We start from the raw sequence: 22689 nt of genomic DNA, 5'->3' as shown, positions 1-22689 counted from the left end.
GACCCGGCGAGAAGACGGGGCGGGGACTGAGGCCCCGAGGGCCGGAGACCCTCGCATTGCGCGAGGGGATCCCCCCGGGGCGGATGCTCCAGGCGGCGATTACCGGGTCAGTTCGAAGTCGAACGTGTTCTCGCCGCTGGACTCGACCTGGGCGGTCAAGGTGCTCTCGGAGTTGTACTTCGCCGGGATCAATTCCGGCGCCACCGGGACGACGGACGAGTCGCCCGGCATCTCGTCCAGCTCCGGTTCCGGGGCCGATCCGGCCATGGTGACCATGACCTTGTACTGGCCCGGCAGCAGGCCCTTGTTCGCGGGGATGCTGTACTCGCCGTCCACAATCGCCGCGCCCGAGAACGAACCGCCGTCGGTGCTCATCGGCGAGAACTCGATCATCGCGTCGTTCAGCGGCGCGCCATTCATCGTCACCGTCCCGGAGACGGCTTTGCGACCCTCCGCGCCTTCACCGCAGCCCGAGGCCGTGAGCAAAACCGCCGCGACCAGGCCGGCAAGAACGGGGACGAAACGATCTCGAGCCGTCGGCGCGGCTGAATAAACTGTCGTGGAGTTGCTGCTCATCGAGGTTCCGCTGGCAAGATCCTGAGAAGGAACGAACGTGTCGGAAATTCCTGAACCCGGCACGCCCCGGAGGAGGAAAGAGGCGGGATGTTGCGTCCATGCCCCACTCGAACGATCGGAGGCTCAGAAGGGGGCTCGGAGCAAGCGGGTGGCAAGCCGTTGCGAGCAAGGGAGGAATCGGCTCGTAAGCTCATCACTCTGGAGGATTGTTCCGGTGGGCAGTACACAAGGCGACTGACATCCGTCGTAATTCCCGCAGCAGTGGTTTTCCATGTGCTAGCATGGCTGCCTTGCCTCCGAAAGTCAAGAGCGTCGAGCAGTCATCTCTTGGCCATGTTTTTGATTTGACACATGAGCCCCGCGTCGCCGGCCCGCGGGCCCCGGACTCGGGCGCCGGCGCGACCCCCGGCCGGCGGCCCCGGGACGCCCCGGCCGCCCCGAGAGGCCCCGACGACGCCCCCGCCGATCCTCGATCACGGCACCCGAAGCCCCCCTCCTCCCGCCCCGGGGGGCCGGCTTCCTCGATTCGGGAAGTCGCCCCCTCGATCCGGGCGATGTCGCGTGGACGCGTCATCGGGCGGCGGCCGGGTTCGACGAGCGGCGCCCGGTTTGCTATGCTGTATCCCCGGCTGGCTGGCTGAGTCCGTCGGGACCGGGCCTCCTCCCCGGCCGACCAGACCGTTCTCCATGCCCCTCGAGTCTTCCACGATGAAGCACTGCCTGCTCGTCGTCGATGATGAACCGGACGTCTGCGACTCGGTTCACGACCTCCTGCGCCGGGAGTTCCGCGTCCTGAAGGCCCACGGGGCCGAAGAAGGCCTGCGGACGCTCCGGGAGCAGGAAGTCCACATCATCATGACCGACCAGCGGATGCCCTCGATCACCGGCGTCGACTTCCTGACCCGTGCTCAGGCCCGCATGCCCCAGGCGATCCGGATGCTCTACACCGGATTTGCTGACCTCGAATCGATCATCGCGGCCATCAACCACGGCCACATCTACCAGTTCCTCCGCAAGCCCTGGCAGCCCGAGGAGCTGCTCGATGCCGTCCGATCCGCCGCCGCCGAGTACGACCGGCTCGTCGCCGTCGAGGAAGACCGCCACCGGCTCAAGCAGGAGCTCGAGACGCTCAATCGCCGGGTCTCGTGCCTCGAGTCCCAGATCGAGCGCCTCGGCGGCACCCTGCCCCCGCCGCCCCCCCCGGAACCCGAGGGATCGGCCGGCTGAACCGCGAACCCCCGCGCCTGCAGCCGACCGGCTCCGCCCCGCGTCGGCCCGCCCCGACCCCGAATGGACCAGGACCAGAATCAGGAACGATGGGCCTTCGTCCCCTCGCCCCAGAACGGAATGATGCGTTGAGCCCCCTCGGTCGCCCGAACCGGCCGTTCCCGGCCTCCTGATCCCCCGCCGTCGATGTCCCTCTGGATCGCTCCCTTCCGACCCGAACCGGAAGCCACCCGTGCAGCTCGCCTCATGGATCGTCTCCACACCCTGCTGATCGTTGACGACGAGCCGAGCCTGCTGGAAAGCCTCTCCGGCCTGCTCCGGCGTCGGTTCCGGGTCCTCACGGCCTCCTGCGGCGAGGAAGCGCTCGCGGTGCTCGACGCGGGCGAACCCGTCCAGATCATCCTCTCCGACCAGCGCATGCCCGGCATGAGCGGCGACGCCCTGCTGGCCCGGGCCCGCCTGCTGGCCCCCGAGGCCATCCGGATCCTCTTCACCGGCTACGCCGAGATCAGCGCCGTCATCAACGCCGTCAACCGCGGCGAGATCTTCCGCTTCCTCCTCAAGCCCTGGGAGCCGGACGAGCTCGACGCCGTCCTCGCCCAGGCCGTCGCCCAGTACGAGCTGATCGCCGACCGTCGCCGCCTCGTCGAGCAGCTCCGCGCCGCCAACGACCGCCTGACCGTCGCCAACCGCGAGCTGACCGAGCTGAACGAGGTCAAGAGCGCCTTCCTCGAGGTCGCCAGCCACGAGTTCAACACCCCCATCACCCTCGTCCACGGCATGAGCGAGCTGCTCCGCCTGCTCAGGCCCGACCGCGACGAGGTCGAGGCCGAGCTGCTGGCCAAGCTCTCCGAGGGCTCCCGACGCCTCGCCCGGCTCGTCGCCGACACCCTGAAGCTGATGAACGCCCAGGACTTCCGCCTCTCGGTCCGCCTCGCCCCGGTCGACCTGGTCCACCTGCTCGACGACGTGGCCGACCAGATCCAGCCGTTCCTCCACGCCCGTTCCCAGCGCCTCGAACGCCACTACGGCCCCGGCCTCGGCCGGGCGACGCTCGACGCCGACAAGGTCCGGGACGCCCTGGTCAACCTCCTGACCAACGCCATCAAGTTCACCCCCGACGGCGGCCTCATCCAGCTCGTCGCCCGGGCCGAGGGCCCCGACCGGATCACGATCGACGTCATCGACCACGGCGTCGGCATCGAGGCCCGCGCCGTGGCCCGGATCTTCGAGCCCTTCTTCACCGAGTTCGACCCCGCCGGCCATTCCTCGGGCAGCTTCGGGTTCCAGAAGCGCGGGCTCGGCCTGGGGCTGACGCTGGTCAAGAAGTTCGTCGAATTGCACGGCGGCCAGGTGTCCGCCCGCAGCACCCCGGGGCAGGGGACGACCGTCTCCGTTGCCTTGCCGAGACACGCCGCCCCCGAGATCCAGTCGCCGCTGTCCCAAACCGGGTCGGACGGGTAGAATAATCCGGGCCCCGCGTTCTTTCCGCCTCCCCGGGTCGTTGAGCCTGCCGGTTGGCCCCTCGGCAGCAATCGGACCAACCCGCCGCTCCTGCCCCTCAGGGGGTCTCATGCCGACCGCCTTGATCGTTGAAGACGAACCGGACGCCAACACGCTGCTCTCGATGCTCGTCCAGATGCGCGGCTATCGGCCCCAGTCGGCCCTCGGCGGCATCGAGGCCCTCGACCAGTTGCACCGGCATCGGCCCGACGTCGTCCTGCTCGACCTGATGCTGCCGGACCTCAGCGGCTACGAGGTCTGCCGCGTCATCAAGTCGGCCCGAGAGACGACGCTCATCCCCGTCGTCGTCGTCTCGGCCGCCCGGGTCGAGGAGAACGAGGCCCGCTGCTACGCCGCCGGGGCCAACGACTTCGTCCCCAAGCCCTACACCCCCGACCAGATCTTCCGCGCCCTGGCCGCGGCCGACGCCTGGCGGAAAGACGTCGGCCGACGCCCGGCCGAGGGCTGCTTCTCCTTCGACCTGCGCGACCCGCTCGAGCCGCTCCGCGAGCTGTCTCGCCTCCGCAGCCTCCTCCGCGCCTGGACCCCCTTGCCCGACGACTCGCTCTGCGCCGTCATCGCCGCCCTGCGCGACCTCTGGGATTCCGCCTCCTCCTGGGGACGCCAGCACGACGACGCCGGCCCCGGCCACGGCCGGCCGATCGCCTCGGTCCACTACCGCCTCGAATCCGACCGCCTCGTCTGCTCGATCGAGGACCGCGGCGAGGGCTGGCTCCTGCACGACGCCCCGGCCACGCCGCCGTCGCTCGACGGCCTGCCCGCCGATCTCGTCGAGACCGAGCGCCACGACGACCGCCTGGTCCTCGTCTGCCGCCACGCCCCGGTCGACCCCGAGCCCGACGCCGACCCCGACTCCGACCTCCACGACACCGACGACGTCCACTGAGCCGGGGCCGCCCCGACCGCCCCCCCCTCGGGCGTCCCCTGGCCCCGATCGCCGGCGCGATCGCGTCCCCGATCGCGCCCGCCGCCCGGCCGTGCCCCGATCGTGCCCGACCCGGGAATCGACCGCGACACGGCCCGGGCAAACCGCTACACTACTCCGCCCGGTCCCAACTCCTCCGCCCCTTTCCCGAGCCGTTCCGAGCGTTGGGGGACGATTGCCGATGCCCGAGCCGACGGTCCCGATCCCGGAGCGTTCCTTCCGATCCAACTCCCGGCTCGTCGGCCTCTACCACGCGCTCCTGCGCCAGCAGCTCGACCACTTCTTCCCCGACTCCCGCCTCCGCCTCGAGGGCGACCACAGCCCGATCCACTGGAACGCCCGGCCCGACGAGCCGAACTACCACCTGCTGAACGACCCCGACGGCCTCGACCTGATCATCGACTGGTTCGGCTCGCGCTACATCTTCCAGCCGGTCAGCCCCGTCCCCCTGCTCAGCTCCGAACGCAAGCTCGTCGAGACGATCGTCCGCGTCCTCGACCTCCGCTTCCGGACCCTCATCGACGTCGACGCCGTCGACCGCACCGAGCTGTTCGACTACGCCCTCGAAGACGTCATCGTCACCGAGTACCTCGACCCTCCCTCCCCCATGCGGCTGCCCGTGGCCATGGAAGCCATGCGGATGGCCGCCCTCTCGACCTACGAGGACCGCCGCGTCTCCTCCGGCGCGCTGCTGCTCGGCACCGAGACCGACCCCGCCTTCCCCGACCGCACCAACGCCCCCGACGCCCCCCGCTACAACGTCCGACTGACCTCGATCAAGATCATCCACCGCCTCTGCGACGGCCTCCGCACCGTCTTCGTCGTCGACCGCCGCGGCGACCTCGCCTGGGCCGTCGACATCGAGCGCTGGACCGAGCGCGTGCAGGGCCATGCCCCCTTGCCCGCCCCTTGCCCGCGGCGCTTCGAGCACCACGCCCGGGCCACCCGCACCGGCGACCACGTCGGCCTCGTCCTCTCCCCCTCGCAGGAGATCAAGGTCTTCGCCGGCGGCGTGCCCGCCTTCACCTTCTCCAACGCCCGCTGGCGACTGCTCGACGTGCCCAGCAAGTTCGCCTCCTGGACGAAGGCCGTCGGCGACCAGGCCCCGCCCGGACTCGCCGCTCGCCTCTTCCAGGCCGCCCTCAATCTCTCCGAGGACCGCGTCGGCGCCCTCATCGTCCTCCTGCGCGACCCCGAGGAATCGCTCCCCCACCTCGTCGCCCCCGGCGACCGGATCGAGGACATGATCCCCCACGATCCCGACGCCCCGTCCGACCCCGACCACCTCCCCCCCCGCATGGCCAAGCGGGCCCTGCATCATTTGATCTTCAGCCGTCGGGTCGGCGACCTCGACGCCTCGGTCCTCGAGGCCGTCGCCGGGATCGACGGCGCCGTCGTCGTCGACCGCCGCGCCCACCTGCTCGCCTTCGGCGCCATCCTCCGCATCACCCCCGAGGCCATCCTCGCCGCCCGGGCCTCCGAAGGGGCCCGCACCGTCGCCGCCCTCGCCGCCAGCTACCACGGGCCCGTCCTCAAGGTCAGCCAGGACGGCGTCATGTCCATGTTCCTCGGCGGCCGCCGCGTCTGGGAACTCTAAGAAGGGAACCCCGCCCCCCGATCCTCCTCATCCGATTCACCCGGCATCGGACTTGCCCCCCTCTGGGTCGAGGCGTACGCCTTCTCCCTTCGATGAGACCGAACCCCAGGAGCGACCCCCGATGCTTTCCCTCTCCGCCTCGATCGCCCTCGCCGCCCTGACCCTCGCCCCGACGCCCACCCCCTCGCAAGATGCCCGCGAGTCGTTTCGCGACTCCCTGCTCGGCGTCTATGCGATGGAACGCGGCCAGCGCGGCGACGAGCGCGTCTCCGACGAGGAGTTGCAAGGCACCGTCCGCATCACCCCCGACCGCATCAGCCTCCACCGCGCCGACGGCGGCGAGATCTACGCCGCCCGCTACCAGATCGACGAGGTCTCCGACGGCTCCGGCCGCCTCTCGCTCGAAACCGTCAAGGTCAAGTCCGAGACCGACGACGAACTCCAGACCGAGTCCGACGACACCGTCGGCACGAAAGGCAAGGCCCTCGTCTCCCTCGACGAGACCCCCGGATTCCTGACCCTCATCTACGACGCCCAGGGCGAGGACTACCCCGACGATTTCAAGCCCGATCACGAGAAGGAACACCTGTTCGTCCTCAAGAAGCAGGACGCCGTTGATCAGTGATCGTTGAAAAGTCGTCGCTTCCGCATGCGATTGAATGTGCCCTCGGGTGGCCCGGACAACGCGGGGCGTTGTCCGGGCGGCGCAGCCGCAAGACGTTCCAGAGCACGCCTGGCGCGATCCTCGCCGCCCGACGTCGCCGCGCCGGCCCGCAACCGTCCATCCGCCGCCGTCCCCGACAACCGCAACGCAACGCCACCCGCCCCGACCCGACGCCCATGCCGACTGCCAACCCCTTCCACCGCGCCATCTACCTGACCGGCCCGACCGCTTCAGGCAAGACGGGCGTCGGCATCGCCCTGGCCGAGCGGCTCGACGCCGAGGTCATCGCCCTCGACTCGATGACCCTCTACCGCGGCATGGACATCGGCACCGCCAAGCCCACCGAGGCCGAGCGCCGCGGCATCCCGCACCACCTGATCGACGTGCTCGACCCCTGGCAATCGGCCTCCGTCGCCGACTACCGCGACCGGGCCGCCGACGCCCTCCGCGCCATCGCCTCGCGCAACCGGCCCGCCCTCTTCGTCGGCGGAACGCCGATGTACCTGAAAGCCCTCCTGCGCGGCCTCTTCGACGGCCCCGCCGCCGACCCCGGCCTCCGCCGAACCCTGGAAGACGAGGCCGACCGCCTCGGCAACACCGCCCTCCACGCCCGGCTCGCCGCCGTCGACCCCCCCTCCGCCTCCCGCCTGCACCCGAACGACCGCCGCCGGGTCATCCGCGCCCTCGAAGTCTTCACCCTCACCGGCCGACCCCTCAGCGCCCTCCAGCAGGAACACGACCGTCCCGCCCCCGCCTCCGTCCCCGTCTTCTGCCTCGACCGCCCCCGCGCCGAGCTGTACGACCGCATCAACCGCCGCGTCACATCCATGTTCGCCGACGGCCTGATCGACGAGGTCCGCCGCCTGCTCGCCCGGCCCCACCCGCCCCACCCCGTCCCCATGCAGGGCGTCGGCTACCGCGAGGTCCTCGACCTCCTCGCCGGCCGCCTCCCCTCCGAGTCCGCCGCCCTCGACCTCATCCAGACCCGCACCCGCCAGTTCGCCAAGCGCCAGCTCACCTGGTTCCGCTCCCTCGCCGAGGTCCAGTTCCTCCCCCTCTCCGCCCCCGAACCACCCGACCACACCGCCTCCCGCCTCCTCTCCCTCCTCCCCAGCACCGAGCCCCTCGCCCCGGCCTGATCCCTCCCACGCCCAGGGAATTCGACTCGAGGGGCGATCCCGGAGCGTGTGGATCAGCCCTGCATCCCCCTCGTCCATCAGTCGGGCGACGAGGCGTCGGGCCTGCCTGGTGCTCCTGCCGAGCAGTCGGGCGGCCTCGGCCTGGGACCGGCGGCCGTCGAGGACCGGCTTGAGGACGGTGAAGGGCTTGCGATCATGTTCGCTGATGCTAATCCGATCGGGGTTCATGGCGTCCTCCAGGCTTGGGCTGGAGGGCGCATCGACCGGACATTTCGATCGGGGCCTGACAATCACGTGGAGCACCCGTTGACCCTGGAAGGTGGTTCGCGCAATATATCCGTGACAAACCAGTAAGTCGGTCCCGGTTCCCGGCCTTCACCAGGCATCTCGAAGGCTGAACTCTTGGGCGACCCATGACGGCCGCATTCCAACGAATCATCACGGCGTTGCTGCTCGCCTCTTACGGGCTGACCTCGGCCTGTGGGGGTGGCTTGCATGCGCTGGTCGATGGCTCGCATGATGGGGCCGCGACGAGCTGCTCGACCGAGGACGACCACCCCGCCCCCGCCTCGCCGGCATCCGACCATTCGGACTGCCTGATCTGCCACGTCGCCGGCCAGGGGCAACTGCTCGACCTTCCTGAACCGATCCGCTCGGAATCGGTCGCCATCGCCGCGGTCATCCCGACGGTTCCGACCGACATCCGGTCGCCCGATCGCCTTCCAGGCGATCCTCGGGCTCCGCCCATTTCGCCCGCCTGACCCCCCCCGACCGACTCCCCCGCCCAGGATGCGCGATTGCCGGCGCGATGACCGCGCAGGATGGATCGCCCTCCGCCGAGTTCTTGGGGCGGCCGGCCCGGGGACCTGCCCCGCAACCGGCACCGGCGACGATCGTCGCCGGTGATGAGCCCGCGAGGGCCGCCCGGTCGGGCCATCCGACCGGCGCGGCGGCATGGTGAGTACGCCCGGCGATGACGACTCTTACCCGAGGAGGGACCGCGCCCGCGCGGCCCCGCTCCGTCCTGTCACGCGAACTCCGATGGGCCCGGCGGCTCGACCCGGTCGTCCGGCACCCGATCGCGGTGCTCGGCACGGCGACGGTCGCGGCGGTCCTCTGCGGCCTGGTGCTGCACCCGAGGGGCCTGGCGCTGGCCGGCGGCCTGGCGACGGTCATGGGCCTGGGCGTCGTCTGGCCCTGGGTCAGCCTCCGGGGGCTGCGGGGGGCCGTCTCGTTCGAGCGGCGCCGAGGCCGGGAAGGGCAGCCCGTCGCCGCCCGCCTCGAGTTCCGCAACCGGGCGCCGTGGGGGGCCTGGGGGCTCGCAATCCGCTTCGGAGGCGGGGCGGCCGACGACCCGAGCCAGCTGGCCTTGGCCCACGTCGGCGGCTGGCGGCGGGGCGTCGTCGAGTGGGACTTCGTGCCCGATCGTCGGGGTGAGCACCCGGTCGGCGGCGCCCGGCTGACGACCGGCTTCCCATTCGGCTTGCGCGAGTCGGCCCGGTTGCTGGCGGTGGGGCGTCCCGTGCTGATCTGGCCGAGGACCTTCCCCGTCGGCCCGATCCCCGAGGAGGCCGGCGGCGACGCCTCGGAGGGGGCTTCCTTCCGCGACCGCCCCGGCGACGCGGGCGACCTGCTCGGCGTCCGGCCCTATCGCCGGGGGGACCCGATGCGTCGGGTCCACTGGTCGCAGACGGCTCGACACGGCGAGTTGATCGTCTGCGAGCGGCAGGCGGCCGCAGCCCCGAGGATCCAGGTCGTGCTCGACCTCGATCCGGCCTCCCACGTCGGCCGGGGGCCCGACGGCTCGCTCGAATGGGCGATCCGGGTGGCCGCCAGCCTGCTCGACGACTGGATCGGCCAGGGGGCCGACGCCGAACTCGTCGTCGGCGATCGCCCGATCGCGGCGAAGGGCGGGACGACCGCCGCCCGCCGTGCGGCGGTGCTCGACGCGATGGCTCGGCTCGATGCGGAGGGGTACGGCCCGCTTGCCGACCTGCTCGACGGTCCGGCCTGCCGGCGGTTCGGCCGGGGTTTGCGGGTCGTCGTCTGCACCGACCGGGCGCGCCTCGGGGGTCGAGGGCGCCCGGGAGGCACCGTCGAGCGGTTCGCGGTGCTCGCGGCGTCGGCGTTCGAGGAGGGAGCAGTGGCCGGGTCGCCGATCGACCCGGCCTGGCCCATCCGCCCCTGGGTCGTGATCGACGACCCGACTCGCGTCGCCCGACAGGTCTGGCTCCAGCGAAAGGAGATCGGCGATGTCCGCTGAGGAACACCGGCGGGGCCGCCAGGCGGTCGGCTTGACCATCGCCCTGGCGGCGATCGGCGTGGCGAGCCTGGAACTGGCCCTCCGCGGCATGACGCATTCGACCGGCCTGGCCTTGCTCCGGGCAGGAGGGCTCGTCGCCGCGATGCTCGCGGCCTTCGCCCTGCTGGGCCGGGGTCGGGGCGACCGGGGTCGACTGCCGACGCGGCGGGAGACGATCGCCCTGCTCGTCCTGGCCGCCCTGCCGTTCGCCTGGCATCCGGCACGGATCGCTGTGCTTGGCGGCGGGGTGATGCCGGAGACGATGCTGCTGGAGGGGCTGCGGAACCTGGGACTCGGACTGGCCGCCCTGTCCCGCAAGCCGATGGCGGGGCGGCTGGCGGCGGTGGTCGCGCTGTTCGGGGTGTTGGCCGGCTCGTCGCTGGTCGAGGGGCAGGTGATGACCGTGATGGCCGGGACCTTCGCGGTCATCGGCGCCGGCTGGCTTCTGGCGGGTTACTGGCTCGGGCTGCCGACGTGCAGGGCGCCGAGGGGCCGGCTGCCGCTGGCCGGCGCGGCGGTGGCACTCGGGGGCACGGCGGCGATGCTGGCCATCGCGGCCGTCGGCCCGACGACCGCCGCCGCGGCGCTCGCCGGCCTGTTCCCCTCCTCGGGCGGCACCGACTGGTCGGACCCCGAGGCCCGCTCCGGCGTCGGCGACGGCCCCAACGAGGTCGATGCCCGCGACTCGGCCGACAGCGTCGGCTTCTCCCAGAGCGAGGTCTACCTGGAAACGGATCAGCCGAGCCTGTACGACGCCTTCAGCGAGACCTTCGGCGAACCCATGAAGAAGAAGCAGGAGAAGGCGATCGCGCTCGGGCCGACCGAGATTCAGAGGCGTCGGGAGCACCCCTCCGAGGACCATCGCGCCGGCCGCGAGTTCTCGACGCACCGCAAGCCGCCCGGACCCCGCGACCCGCCGGGGGCCGAGGCCGACGCCCTGCTCTACGTCCGGGGCCGGGCGCCGGCCCACCTGAGGCTCGTCGCCTACGACACCTTCGACGGCGAGTCCTGGGCGGAGGGCCCGCCGTCGCCGAACGATGCCCGGCTCCGGGGCGAGGGGCCCGAGAGCCCCTGGCTGCGGGTCGAGGCGACGGCCCGTCCGTACCTCTCGGGGCGGGTGACGCATCGGGTCAAGGTCGGCCTGCTGGAGACGGCGAGCATCCCGAGCCCGGCCCACCTGGAGCGGTTCCGGGTCGGCAGCGTCAACCGCGTCGACTTCTACGAGTGGGCCCAGCCGGGCGTCCTGCGGATGAGCGGCCGGTCGATCCCGCCGGGGACGGTGATCGACACCGAGGCGCGCTCGCCGCTCCCGGAGTCGTTGCGGCGGCTCGCCTTCTCGCAGCGACCCGGCGACGCCTTCCTCCGATACTCGCAGGTCGATGAGTGTCCCCCGGTCCTGCTCCGGCTGGCCTCGGACTGGTCCGCCGGGGTCCCGAGGGGCTGGCGGCAGGTCGAGGCCGTCGTCGCCCACCTGCGCGGCCACTGCTCGTTCGATCGGGCGGCGACGCCCCCCGAGGGCTGCCCCGACGTGATGGCCCACTTCCTGGAGGACACCCGACGGGGTCCCGACTACCTGTTCGCCACGGCGGCGGCCCTGATGCTCCGGTCGCTCGGCTACCCGACGCGGGTCGTCGGCGGCCTCTACGTCGACCCGAAGAGGTACGACCCGGTCGCGCGGCACGTCGCCGTGGCGTCGGGCGACGCCCATCTCTGGGTCGAGGTCCAGGTCCCCGGAGGCGACTGGGTGGCGGTCGAGCCGACGCCGGGCTTCGAGTTGATGCCGCCGGTCCGATCGCCGCTCGATCGCGTGCTGGCGGGCCTGGGCTCGGCCGGGAAGTGGGCCGGCAGGAACGCCGCGGGGTTGGGGTTCGTGGCGGTCGGGATCGGCCTGCTGGCCTGGCGACGCCGCGACGTGCTCGACCGCGCCTGGACGCTCGCCTGGTGCCTCGCGACGCGGGTCGGGGCGCCGTCGCGGGCGGTGCTCGCGACCCTCCGCCTGGTCGAGCGTCGGGCCTCCCTGGCGGGCCGGGCCAGGACCATCGGCGAGACGCCGTCGCGCTGGTGCGGCGGCATCGTCGCGTCGGCGCCCGACCACCTGGGAGGAGACCTCCGAGCGCTCGTCCGGCTCGCCCAGTGGAGCGCCTACGCCCCCGGCCCGCTCCCGTCCGATGTCGACTGCCGGGCCCTCTGCCGCCGCGTCGTGCGGGGCTGGACGCTCCGCACCTTCCGGTCGATCACCCCCACAGACAATCTCCCGAGGGAACTGGCATCATGACCGAAGCCACCGAGGCGCCCCTGGTCGACGCCGATCGCCAGGCGGTCGAGGCGATCCGATCCGCCCTCAACGCCGCGTTGCGGGGCAAGACCGACGTGATCGAGCACGTCCTGGCCTGCCTCCTCGCCCGGGGACACCTGCTGATCGAGGACCTCCCCGGACTGGGCAAGACGACGCTGGCCAAGGCGATGGCCCGCGTGATCGGCGGCCGCTTCGCCCGCGTGCAGTGCACCCCCGACCTGCTGCCGGGCGACATCACCGGCTTCCGCGTCTTCGACCAGAAGACGCGCGAGTTCGAGTTCCTGCCCGGCCCCGTCTTCGCCGACGTGCTCCTGGCCGACGAGATCAACCGCGCCACGCCCCGCACCCAGAGCGCCCTGCTGGAGGCGATGGCCGAGCGTCAGGTGACGGTCGATTCGGTCCGGCATGTCCTCTCGGGGACCTTCTTCGTCATCGCCACGCAGAATCCCGTGGAGCAGCACGGCACCTATCCCCTGCCCGAGGCCCAGCTCGATCGCTTCGCCATGAAGCTGCGGATCGGCTACCCCGGCCGGCTCGACGAGCTGGCGATGCTGGCCGCCGCCGTCGGATCCGGTGAAGACCAGGAGACGACCCCCATCGAGCCGATCGGGCACGGCCGGCTTCGGGGCTTGCAGGAGCACGTGGCCGGGGTCGCCGTCGGGCCGATGGTGGCCGAGTACCTCGTCGACCTCGCCGCCGCGACGCGGGGGCACCGCCAGGTGACGCTCGGACTCAGCCCGCGAGGCCTCTTGACGTGGCAGCGGCTGGCCCAGGCCCAGGCCTTCCTCGACGGCCGCGCCTTCGTCACGCCCGACGACGTGCAGGCCGTCGCCCGGCCCGTGCTCGACGTGCGGCTCGGCGTCGAGCCCGAGGCCGCCTCCCGCGTCGTCTCCGAAGTCCTCGACTCGGTCCCCGTGCCCGTCTACCCCAAGGCCCGGCGTGCCTAACCCCGACTGGGAGCGACCTGATGAAGCCGATTGCCCGAACCCTCGCGTTGCTCGCCGCCCTGGCCGGATGCGCAGACGACCATGACCACGACCATGATCACGATCACGACCACGACCACGCCGCCCACGTCGACCCGGCTCACCGGCCGACCGACTTCCCCGACGCCGTCGATCGCCTGATCGCCGGCCACGAGGCGAGCCGAGCGGCCCTCTCGGCCGGTCGGGTCGACGAGGCCCACGACGAACTCCTGCCGATCCAGCGCGACCTGGCGAAGTGGCTCCCCGAGGTCGCCGCCGACAGCGACATGCCCGAGGGCCCCTGGAACCGGGTCGACGCCCTCGCGGCCCGGTTGCTCGCCGCCTATGAGTCGGCCCTCTCCGACCTCGACGACGGCAACGCCGTGGGCGGCGACCGTCTCGCCGCGGTCGAGCCCGACGTGCACGATCTCCGTCGCGTCCGAGACGAGGCCGATCCGGCCTGGTTTCCGAGGCCCCGGCGGTCGATCGAGGCCGAGGCGACCGGCGAGGGGACGGACCTGGCAGGGATCTCGGCCGAGGGCGAGGTCGCCGGAGAAGGGGCGGGGGACTGATCACGTCCGAGGCACCGGGGACATCGGGAGGAATCGAGGACGATGGACGCAATCTTCTGGGGCGGGGTCCAGCGCCTCGTCGAGGCGCTGACCGAGGCGGCACCGACCATCCTGGTGGGGCTGGTCATCGCCGCCATCTTCCGGCGGCTGGTCGGGCCGGAGGGGACCCGCCGTCTGTTCGGGGCCGGCACGCGCTGGGCCCTGCCGAGGGCCTGGGCGATCGGCATGCTGCTGCCGGTCTGCTCGCTCGGGGTCATCCCGGTCGCCCGCGAGCTTCGCCGCGACGGCCTCTCCGGCGGGACGATCCTCGCCTTCGCCCTGACGGCGCCGCTGTTCAATCCGCTCTCGGTGCTCTACGGGCTCTCGCTCTCGGAGCCTGTGGTCATCTTCACCTTCGCCCTGGCCTCGCTGCTGGTGGTGACGGCCGTCGGGGTCGCCTTCGACCGCGTCTTCCCGGACAACGCCTCGGCCGAGCCGTCGCCGCCGCCGGTCGCGTACGGGCCGAGGCGCATGATCGCGCTGCTGGTCTCGGCGGCCCGAGAGCTGGCAGGCCCGACCTCCGGCTACATCCTCGTCGGCCTGCTCGGGGTCGTCCTCCTCAACGTCGCCCTGCCTGCGGGCAGCCTGATGGACCGGATGGAGCGGGATAACCCCTTCGCGGCCCTGGAGATGACGGCCGTCGCCCTGCCCGCCTACGCGACGCCGATGGTCGCAATGGCCCAGCTCGGCTCGATGTTCCAGCACGGCAACTCCGTGTCCGCCGCGTTCGTGCTGCTGACCTTCGGGGCGGGGGCGAACCTCGGCCTGCTCGCCTGGGTCGCCCGCGCTTACGGGGCGAAGCGGTCGGCCGCCTGGCTGGGCGGCCTGCTCGTCGTGGTGGTCGGGCTGGCCTACGCGATGGACGCCCCGCTGACCCCGCGCGGGGTCGAGCCGGCCGGGCACACCCACGCCTTCGACATCTACTGCTGCCCGTTCCACCCCGGGAGCGGCAGCCTCTCGGCCGTCTCGCGGGAGCTTGCCGACGAGGTCATGCCGCACGAGATCAAGGCCCTCGGCGTGCTGCTCGGCGTCGGCCTGGCCGGGCTGGCGCTGCGACGGCTCGATCGGCGTTGGCGGATCGAGGACTGGCTCGAACGCACCCCCGGGCCGGCCGGGGCCGATCGTCCCCGCTCGCGGTACGACATCACGATCCCAGGCCCGGTGCTCGGCGGTGTCGGGCTCCTCGGCCTGGTCGCATTCAGCGTGCTGGCCTGCTACACCTACTACCCGCCGGCCGACCAGATCTTCGACGACCTGAACATCATCAAGGCCGAGGTCCTCTCCGCCGCCACCAGCGGCGACGCCGAGCACGCCGAGTACTTCATCCCGCTCTACCAGGACTGGGTCCGCCGCCTCCAGGTGAGCGTCTACCTCCGCGAGGGCACGCTCAGCCGCTACCGCCGGATGAAGGCCCGGGTGCTCATCGACAAGGTCGAGCGGCTCAAGCACGCGATCGAGGAGGACGATCCCGAGGAGGTCCGCCGCTACTTCGTCGCCGTCACCGACGCCCACCGCCGGATGCGGACCTGCTTCGTCGAGTAAATTGAGACCCCAGTTGGATCCCGCAGAGGTCCTCGGGGAGCGAGGCGGGCCGGTTTCCGACGGGCATCCGCCACCATCACCGGGGCGGAGTCGTCGGCCGGGATCGGGGATCCCGGGGAGTCCCCGATCCCCGGCCGGGTGCCCGTACTTGGCGTCTCGGGTCGTTCCGTTCGCCTCGGCCTCGGCGGGCTCGCATTCGAGTTCGCCGTCGACCCATCCCGGCGCGACTCCGAGGCAATCGGCCGCGCCGTCGATCGCCTTGTCGAGTCCCTCGACCCGGACGCCGACGGAGAGGGCCACGAGCTGCCCGGGATCCCGGTCCAGCAGTCGATCGGCATCCAGGGCGACGGGCCCGGGGCGGGTGCCCTCCAGATGTGACCTCATGGCTTCCCCGCGATCGCGGGCCTATCATCAAGTCCCCGCCCGAAGGAACCGAAGGCGGTCCGGTCGTTGAGGGCCTGCTCCCCGCGTCGGGCGACCTGACCCGCAGGGCGGCCCGATGCCGATCGCGATCATGCGGCACGGCCCGAACGGCCGTTCCCGCCGCTGATACCAAAGAGAGCACCATTTCGGCGTGCCGGGGCCAGGACGCTGTCCGCGGTCCCGATCGACCCAACACGGGAGGACCGACGATGAACAGCATCCTGCTCACCGGCCTGCTGCACCTGCTCCTGGCCACGGCCCCCTTCCAGGACGAGGCCCCGGGGCCCGCCGATGCCGTCCCCGCGCCCAGCAACATCCGAGGGGCGCAGTTCCCTCGGATCCACCCCGACCTGCGGGTCACGTTCCGGATCCGGGCACCGGAGGCCCGGCAGGTCGTCTTCGGCTTCTTCGACGACCAGCGCTATCCCGCCGAGAAGGACGACGAGGGCGTCTGGACCGCCACCACCGGGCCCCAGGTGCCGGGGTTCCACTACTACCGCGTCTTCATCGACGGCGCCGAGGTCAACGACCCCTCCAGCGAGACCTACTTCGGCACCGGCAAGATGACCAGCGGCATCGAGATCCCCGAGGACGGGGCCGACTTCTACCTCCCGAAGGACGTGCCCCACGGCGAGGTCCGCGAGCGATGGTACTTCTCCGAGACGACGCAGCAGTGGCGACGGATCTTCGTCTACACGCCGCCCGGCTATGATGAAGGTGGGCAACGCTACCCGGTGCTCTACCTCCAGCACGGCGCCGGCGAGGACGAGCGGGGCTGGCCCAACCAGGGCCGCGTCGGCTTCATCATGGACAACCTCATCGCCGAGGGGAAGGCCAGGCCGATGCTCGTGGTCATGGAGCAGGGCTACGCACGCCGGGCCGGCGACGCCGAGCCCGCCCGTCCCCCCGGCGGCCGCCCCGACTTCACCCGGATGTTCTCCGCCTTCGAGGGCGTGATGGTCGAGGACCTGATCCCGATGGTCGACGCGACCTACCGCACGATCCCCGACCGCGAGCACCGGGCGATGGCCGGGCTGTCGATGGGAGGCATGCAGACCTTCCAGATCACCCTGAAGCACCTCGACCTGTTCTCGTCGATCGGCGGGTTCAGCGGGGCGGGCGGGGGCTTCGGCGGCGTGGCCTTCGACCCGGAGACCGCCCACGGGGGCGTGATGGCCGACGCCGACGCCTTCAACGAGAAGGTCGACGTGCTCTGGCTCGGGATCGGCACGGAGGAGCCGGAGCGGATGTATCAAAGCGTGAAGAATTACCACGAGGCGCTGGAAAAGGCCGGGATCGAGCACGTCTACTACGAGTCGCCCGGCACCTCGCACGAGTGGCAGACCTGGCGCCGCAGCCTGCACGAGTTCGCGCCGCTCCTGTTCGGCGGCGCCCCCGAGGCCGGGCGGGAGGCCGCGTCCCCGGACGATCGGGAGGCCGCCGGCCCGGCCGGACGGCCCGGCGCGCCCCGTCGTCGGGGGCAGGGGCCGCCGATCGTGCTGAACCCCGACGACGTTCCCGCCTTCCCCGATCCCCCCGCCGGCTTCGACGAGCCGCGCGACGGCATCCCCCGCGGGACGCTGGAGATGATCTCCTACGAGTCCGAGTCGGTCGGCACGACCCGCCGCATGAACGTCTACACGCCCCCGGGCTACTCCGAGGAGCGGGAGTACCCGGTGCTCTACCTCCTGCACGGCATCGGCGGCGACGAGACCGAGTGGCAGCGCTTCGCCCGGCCCGACGTCCTGCTCGACAACCTGATCGCCGAGGGGGCGGCCGAGCCGATGATCGTCGTCATGCCCAACGGCCGCGCCCAGCAAAACGACCGGGCCGAGGGGAACGTCTTCGCCGGCGCCCCGGCCTTCGCGGCGTTCGAGGAGGACCTGCTCAACGACGTCATCCCCGCGATCGAGTCGCGCTACTCGGTCAAGGCGGACCGCGAGCACCGCGCCCTCGCCGGCCTCTCCATGGGAGGGGGCCAGGCGCTGAACTTCGGGCTGGCCCACCTCGACACCTTCGCCTGGGTCGGCGCCTTCTCCGCGGCCCCGAACACGAAGCCCGCGGCCGAGCTGGTGCCCGACCCTGACCGCGCCCGCGAGCAGCTCAAGCTGCTCTGGATCGCCTGCGGCGCGAAGGACAACCTGCTCCGGATCAGCCAGGGCGTGCACGCCCATCTCAAGGAGAACGACGTCCCGCACGTCTGGCACGTCGACGGCAACGGCCACGACCCGACGGAGTGGAAGAATAACCTTTACCTCTTCGTCCAGCGTCTCTTCCGCTGAACGGCGACCCGGGAGGTTCGCGGGGCGACCTCGGCGGCCCCGCGAACCTCGGCCTGCGGGAGGAGCACCGTGCCAGCCTCTCGGCTCCGGATCATCACGGGCCGGCCGCGGCGAAGTGCTTCGGGGCAGGTGCCTGCTACGGTCCGAAACGCCGCTGGACGACCACGCCGAAGCGGGCTGCGTCGGTTTGTCCACCCGGCGAGCCGTATCGAGCGGCATGTTGATTAGAGTGCTGCGTGGTCTGCCCCAATTGACGCACCCTGTCGTCTGATTCCGGACTTTACGTTTCGTCGAACGATGGTCTGCTGTTCATTTCGGATGCGCCTTTTCGTGACCCGTCGGCGGCTGCCGATTCACAGGAGCTTTTCGATTGTAATCGGGAGCTCGCGGACGCGGACGCCGGTGGCGTGGTGGACGGCGTCGGTGATGGCGGCGGCGATCCCGGTGAGGCCGATCTCGCCAATGCCGCGGGCGCCGAGTTCGTTCACCTCCTTGTCGGGGTGGTCGAGGAAGTGGACTTCGATGGGCGGGGCGTCGGCGTTCACGGTGACGATGTAGTCGGCGAGGCTCGCGTTGATGGGAGCCCCGTTCTGCGGGTCGTACTCGACGTGCTCGAAGAGGGCCATTCCCATGCCCATGACGACGGCGCCTTCGATTTGATTGCGCGCGGCCAGGGGATTGAGGATCTTGCCGCCGTCGATGACCGAGACGACGCGGCTGACGCGGAGGCGGGCGGTCTCGGGCTGCCAGGTGACTTCGACGAAGTGGCAGCCGTAGGAGTTCGTGGAGAACTTGGGATCGGGAGCGTCGAAGTTGCCCTCGGATCTCGCCCGGCGCGTGACCATCGCCAACTTGGCCTGGCGAAGCAGGTCGGCGAAGGGCGTGCCATTGGCGGGGCCGTCGGCCTTGATGAAGACCCGACCGTTTTCGAACGCGAGCTCCATCGGCTGGCGATCCTCGAATGGCGAACCGGGCGTGGTGACGGCGACGGTGAGCAGCGATTCGATCACGGCGTCGGCAGCCTTGAGGACCGCAGGGATGACCGATTCGGTGACGAGCGAGCCGCCGGAGACGGGGCCGGCAGGGAATGCGGTGTCGCCGAGCGTCACTTCGATGCGATCGAGGGGGATGCCGATCCTCTCGGCGGCGAGTTGGGCGAGGATGGTGTAGGTGCCGGTGCCGATGTCCTGGGTGGCGGAAGCGACGCGGACGGTGCCATCGTCGCGCAGGTGCATGACCACTTCCGCCGAGATGCGGGCGGCGATCCACGAGCAGCCGGCCATCCCCCAGCCGAGGATCAGGCCGTCGCGCTTCATGGAGCCGACGGCGGCATCGCGCCTGGCCCAGCCGAACTTCTCGGCGCCGAGTCGGAAGCAGTCGACGAGATGACGCGACGAGAAGGGGATGTTGAGCGACTCGTCGACTTCCTGCTCGTTGATGATGCGGAGTTGCATCGGATCGATCCCGAGCCGGCCCGCCAGTTCGTTCATCGCGGCCTCGGTGGCGTAGAGGCCGGGGACGCGGCCGGGGCCGCGGAAGTCGGCGCCGGCACCGATATGGCGTTTGGCGCGGCCGAAGGTAACACGCAGATTGGGGACGCTGTACTGGATGCCGGTCGACTCGCCGCAGTCTTCGTGGTGGAGATCGAGGATCGAGCGCTGGTAGATGTAGTCCTGCATCAGCGAGACGAGCTTGCCGTCGGGAGTGGCCCCGATGCGGATGCGTTGCTGCGTGCGGGGGCGGTGGCCGACGGTTTCGAACATCATCTTGCGGCTGACGACGAGCTTCACCGGCTGTCGGAGCTCACGCGCCGCGGCTCCGGCGAGCACGCTGTGCGTCCAGGGCCAGAGCTTGCCGCCGAAGCCAGAGCCGAGGAATCGGGAGATGACGCGAACGTTTTCGGGTGCCAGGCCGAAGACTTGCGCGAGGACGCTGCGCGCATTGACGACGCCCTGGGTCGTCTCATACAGGGTGAGCGTCGAGCCGTCCCAGACGGCGTTCGTGGCGTGCAGCTCGATGGGGTTGTGGGCTTCGGTCGGCGTGACATAGGTCTCGTCGAGCTTGACAGGAGCGGCGGCGAAGGCCCGATCGGCGTCGCCGCGGGCCATCTGCAAGCGCTCATGCGGTCCGAAGGTGGTGAGCACCGTGTCGGGTTCGTTGTCGGCTTCGAGGTGGGAGTCGACGTTCGGCCTCTCGGGCGCGTACGCGACTCGCACGGCGTCGGCAGCGGCCTTGGCCGCCTCGAAGGTTTCGGCGACGGCCAGAGCAACGTACTGGCCATAGTAGCGGACGACGTCGTCTTCGAACGGCGGGCGGCGTTCCTCCATGATGCCTTCGAATCCGGTTTGCCGCACCGAGCGATAGATCGGGCCGATGTTCTCGCGGTGAAAGATCGCTCGGACGCCGGGCATCTTCTCGGCGATCGAAACGTCGAGCGAGGTGATCCTGCCGCTGGCGATCGTGGCACCGACGGGGACGGCGTAGAGCTGGCCCGGGAAATTGAAGTCGGACGAGTACTTCGCACTGCCGGTGACTTTCAAGGGTCCGTCAATGCGCGGGGTGGCACGGCCGATGGGCGAGGACGCGGCGGGTGCTGGAGATGCGGGCATGGTAGGGTCCTTCGCTCCGTCGCGGAATTAAGCGGTGGCGGCGCTTCGCAGGGCGTGCGCGATGCACCGCCTGGCGAGCTCGACCTTGAATCCGTTTTGGCTTTGCGGCTTCGCGTCGCGGAGGGCAGCATCGGCGGCGGCGATGTAAGTTGCCTCGTCGGCGGGCTGGCCGGCGAGCGCCGCTTCGGCTTCCGGAGAACGCCAGGGCTTGGTGCCGACGCCCCCGAGGGCGAGGCGGGCTGAGACGATTGTTCCGCCGACGATCTGGAGGACCACCGCGGCGGAGGCCAACGCGAATTCGTAGGACGCGCGATCTCGCAGCTTCAGGTAGACGTGTTTGGCGCCTCTCAGCGGCGGTGGGAGTTCGATGTGGGTGATGAGGTCTCCCGGCTCGAGCACATTCTCGCGTTGCGGCGTATCGCCGGGGAGGACGTGGAAGTCGGCGAAGGGGACCTCCCGCGAGCCCGCGGTTCGCTGGATGTGCACGGTGGCGTCGAGGGCGGCCAGCGCGACGCACATGTCGGAGGGGTTCGTGGCGATGCAAGCGTCGCTCGCGCCGAGGATGGCCAGCATGCGATTGTGTCCGGTGATGGCCGGACAGCCGCTGCCGGGTTCGCGCTTGTTGCAGGGCATCGCCGGGTCGCGGAAGTAGACGCAGCGAGTCCGCTGGAGCATGTTGCCGGCGGTCGTGGCCATGTTGCGGATCTGTGCCGAGGCGCCCTGGAGGATCGCCTGCGAGAGGACGGAGTAATCTCGCTTCACGGTGGCGTCGTTGGCGAGGGTCGAGTTTCGCACGGTGCCGCCGATCTTCAGGCCGCCCTGCGGCAGCGGCTCGATGCGATCGAGCGGCAGGCGATTGATGTCGACCAGTTGTTTCGGCGTTTCGACGCCGAGTTTCATCAGGTCGACGAGCGTCGTGCCCCCGGCGATGAGGCGGACGTCGGCGCCTTGCTGGGCGGTGGTCGCCCTGGCGGCCAGTGCGATGGCGCCGGCAGCGTCGACGGGGCGGGTGAATTCGAATGTGTGCACGGGAGCATTATCCTTGACGTTGTCTACTTCGGGTGGCGCACTTGCTGGATCGCTTGCACGATGTTCGCGTAGGCGCCGCACCGGCAGATGTTCCCGCTCATCAATTCCTTGACGTCGGCGTCGGTCGGCCCGCAGGGTTCGTCGAGCAGCGCGACGGCGGACATGATCTGGCCCGAAGTGCAGTAGCCGCACTGGTAGCCGTCGCTCTCGACGAACGCGGCCTGCATCGGGTGCATCGCGTCGGGCGTGCCGAGGCCCTCGATCGTGGTGACCTCGGCGCCGTCGAGCAAGATGGCGAGGCTCAGGCAGGAAAGGACACGCCTGCCATCGACGTGGACGGTGCAGGCCCCGCACTGGCCGTGGTCGCATCCCTTCTTCGTGCCGGTGAGCGAAATGGTCTCGCGAAGGCAGTCGAGCAGCGTTGTGCGCGGATCGATCTGCAGGTCACGCTCCCTGCCATTGACCCGTAGCTTCAGGGGGATCGAGCCGACGACGTTTGCAGCCGTGGCCGGTCCATCGGGGATGCCCCCCTGCTCGCCGCCATCTGAAAGCGACTCCGCGCGACCAAGGGCATCGGCCGCGACACTTCCGGTGTTCGCTAGGAACTCACGGTGCGTCGGACCCAAGGGTGTTGCCGGTTCGTCCATTGGCAGGAATCCTCCTGAGCTGATCGTTCCCGCGATATCGTAGGCGAGAGCGAAGGTCGTGGGAAGCGGCCTTGGGATAGCAAACGGACAATAACCAACGCTCGCATGTGAGCGTTTGTTCAGAATGCGCCCTCTGCCCTCGATCGCGAAGGACTGATCGGCGTGCAGGGTCACGGCCCGCTGACTGATTCACAGGGCCGGGAGTCCGGCGTCACGTCGCTCACCGACGGGGCTTGCCGGTCGGCCGAGCCTGGACCCCAGCCGGGCCGGGCGATAGGCTGCTGCGGTGCAGATCCACGCGCGGCCGGCTGTCGGTCTTCGGCCGCTTCAC

At 70.8% G+C, this 22689-nt stretch carries 18 protein-coding genes; 14 read left to right on the top strand and 4 right to left on the bottom strand.

What is annotated here, in order from left to right; translation table 11 throughout:
- Positions 1-99 precede the first annotated feature (99 nt).
- Positions 100-420: a hypothetical protein gene (locus AB1L88_RS19495; protein ID WP_367098361.1), complete on the bottom strand. Its 321-nt coding sequence runs from the start codon at positions 418-420 to the stop codon at positions 100-102.
- Between the two features lie 864 nt (positions 421-1284).
- Between AB1L88_RS19495 and AB1L88_RS19490 the strand changes: the two genes are divergently transcribed.
- The 14 genes from AB1L88_RS19490 (at position 1285) to AB1L88_RS19425 (ending at position 18073) form a co-directional block, all read left to right on the top strand.
- Entirely contained in the window at positions 1285-1803 is a 519-nt protein-coding gene (locus AB1L88_RS19490) for a response regulator (RefSeq protein ID WP_367098360.1), read from the top strand.
- 246 nt (positions 1804-2049) lie between these two features.
- Positions 2050-3267 (top strand): hybrid sensor histidine kinase/response regulator, encoded by a 1218-nt coding sequence (locus AB1L88_RS19485; protein ID WP_367098359.1) that lies wholly within the window; start codon positions 2050-2052, stop codon positions 3265-3267.
- Positions 3268-3376: 109 nt separating this feature from the next.
- On the top strand, positions 3377-4213 hold the full coding sequence (locus AB1L88_RS19480; RefSeq protein ID WP_367098358.1) for a response regulator: 837 nt from the start codon (positions 3377-3379) through the stop codon (positions 4211-4213).
- Between the two features lie 220 nt (positions 4214-4433).
- The gene (locus tag AB1L88_RS19475; protein WP_367098357.1) at positions 4434-5849 is read left to right on the top strand and encodes a hypothetical protein; all 1416 of its coding nucleotides are present in this window, start codon (positions 4434-4436) and stop codon (positions 5847-5849) included.
- 121 nt (positions 5850-5970) lie between these two features.
- Positions 5971-6474: a hypothetical protein gene (locus AB1L88_RS19470; RefSeq protein ID WP_367098356.1), complete on the top strand. Its 504-nt coding sequence runs from the start codon at positions 5971-5973 to the stop codon at positions 6472-6474.
- A 215-nt stretch (positions 6475-6689) separates the two neighbouring features.
- Positions 6690-7652, top strand: a complete 963-nt coding sequence (gene miaA, locus AB1L88_RS19465) for a tRNA (adenosine(37)-N6)-dimethylallyltransferase MiaA (protein WP_367098355.1) — start codon at positions 6690-6692, stop codon at positions 7650-7652.
- Positions 7653-8065: 413 nt separating this feature from the next.
- Positions 8066-8413, top strand: coding sequence for a DUF2946 family protein (locus AB1L88_RS19460; protein ID WP_367098354.1), 348 nt, complete (start codon positions 8066-8068; stop codon positions 8411-8413).
- Between the two features lie 212 nt (positions 8414-8625).
- Positions 8626-9915 carry a DUF58 domain-containing protein gene (locus AB1L88_RS19455; RefSeq protein WP_367098353.1) on the top strand — a complete coding sequence of 430 codons (1290 nt, stop codon included), beginning with the start codon at positions 8626-8628 and terminating at the stop codon, positions 9913-9915.
- The gene (locus tag AB1L88_RS19450; RefSeq protein ID WP_367098352.1) at positions 9905-12229 is read left to right on the top strand and encodes a transglutaminase-like domain-containing protein; all 2325 of its coding nucleotides are present in this window, start codon (positions 9905-9907) and stop codon (positions 12227-12229) included. The genes AB1L88_RS19455 and AB1L88_RS19450 overlap by 11 nt, the downstream gene beginning before the upstream one ends.
- Positions 12226-13197: an AAA family ATPase gene (locus tag AB1L88_RS19445; protein ID WP_367098351.1), complete on the top strand. Its 972-nt coding sequence runs from the start codon at positions 12226-12228 to the stop codon at positions 13195-13197. Before AB1L88_RS19450 ends, AB1L88_RS19445 begins: the two co-directional genes overlap by 4 nt.
- A 20-nt stretch (positions 13198-13217) precedes the next feature.
- Positions 13218-13787, top strand: a complete 570-nt coding sequence (locus tag AB1L88_RS19440; RefSeq protein WP_367098350.1) for a hypothetical protein — start codon at positions 13218-13220, stop codon at positions 13785-13787.
- A gap of 42 nt (positions 13788-13829) precedes the next feature.
- Positions 13830-15368: a permease gene (locus AB1L88_RS19435; protein ID WP_367098349.1), complete on the top strand. Its 1539-nt coding sequence runs from the start codon at positions 13830-13832 to the stop codon at positions 15366-15368.
- 138 nt (positions 15369-15506) lie between these two features.
- A complete protein-coding gene (locus AB1L88_RS19430) occupies positions 15507-15746 on the top strand; it encodes a hypothetical protein (protein ID WP_367098348.1) in 240 nt (79 codons plus the stop codon).
- 254 nt (positions 15747-16000) lie between these two features.
- A complete protein-coding gene (locus AB1L88_RS19425; RefSeq protein ID WP_367098347.1) occupies positions 16001-18073 on the top strand; it encodes an alpha/beta hydrolase-fold protein in 2073 nt (690 codons plus the stop codon).
- A gap of 353 nt (positions 18074-18426) precedes the next feature.
- Here the strand turns inward: AB1L88_RS19425 and AB1L88_RS19420 are convergent, their stop codons facing one another.
- From AB1L88_RS19420 to AB1L88_RS19410, 3 genes are read right to left on the bottom strand one after another with little or no spacing between them, the layout of a single operon-like run.
- On the bottom strand, positions 18427-20682 hold the full coding sequence (locus AB1L88_RS19420) for a xanthine dehydrogenase family protein molybdopterin-binding subunit (protein WP_367098346.1): 2256 nt from the start codon (positions 20680-20682) through the stop codon (positions 18427-18429).
- A 27-nt stretch (positions 20683-20709) separates the two neighbouring features.
- Complete coding sequence (locus AB1L88_RS19415) at positions 20710-21711, bottom strand: xanthine dehydrogenase family protein subunit M (protein WP_367098345.1); 1002 nt, start codon at positions 21709-21711, stop codon at positions 20710-20712.
- A 23-nt stretch (positions 21712-21734) separates the two neighbouring features.
- Positions 21735-22358, bottom strand: a complete 624-nt coding sequence (locus AB1L88_RS19410) for a 2Fe-2S iron-sulfur cluster-binding protein (RefSeq protein ID WP_367098344.1) — start codon at positions 22356-22358, stop codon at positions 21735-21737.
- Positions 22359-22689 lie beyond the last annotated feature (331 nt).

The sequence above is a fragment of the Tautonia sp. JC769 genome (genome assembly GCF_040717455.1).
Classification (GTDB): domain Bacteria; phylum Planctomycetota; class Planctomycetia; order Isosphaerales; family Isosphaeraceae; genus Tautonia.
The sequence above is the reverse complement of the archived record's forward strand: the minus strand, read 5'-3'. Positions and strand labels throughout refer to the sequence as shown.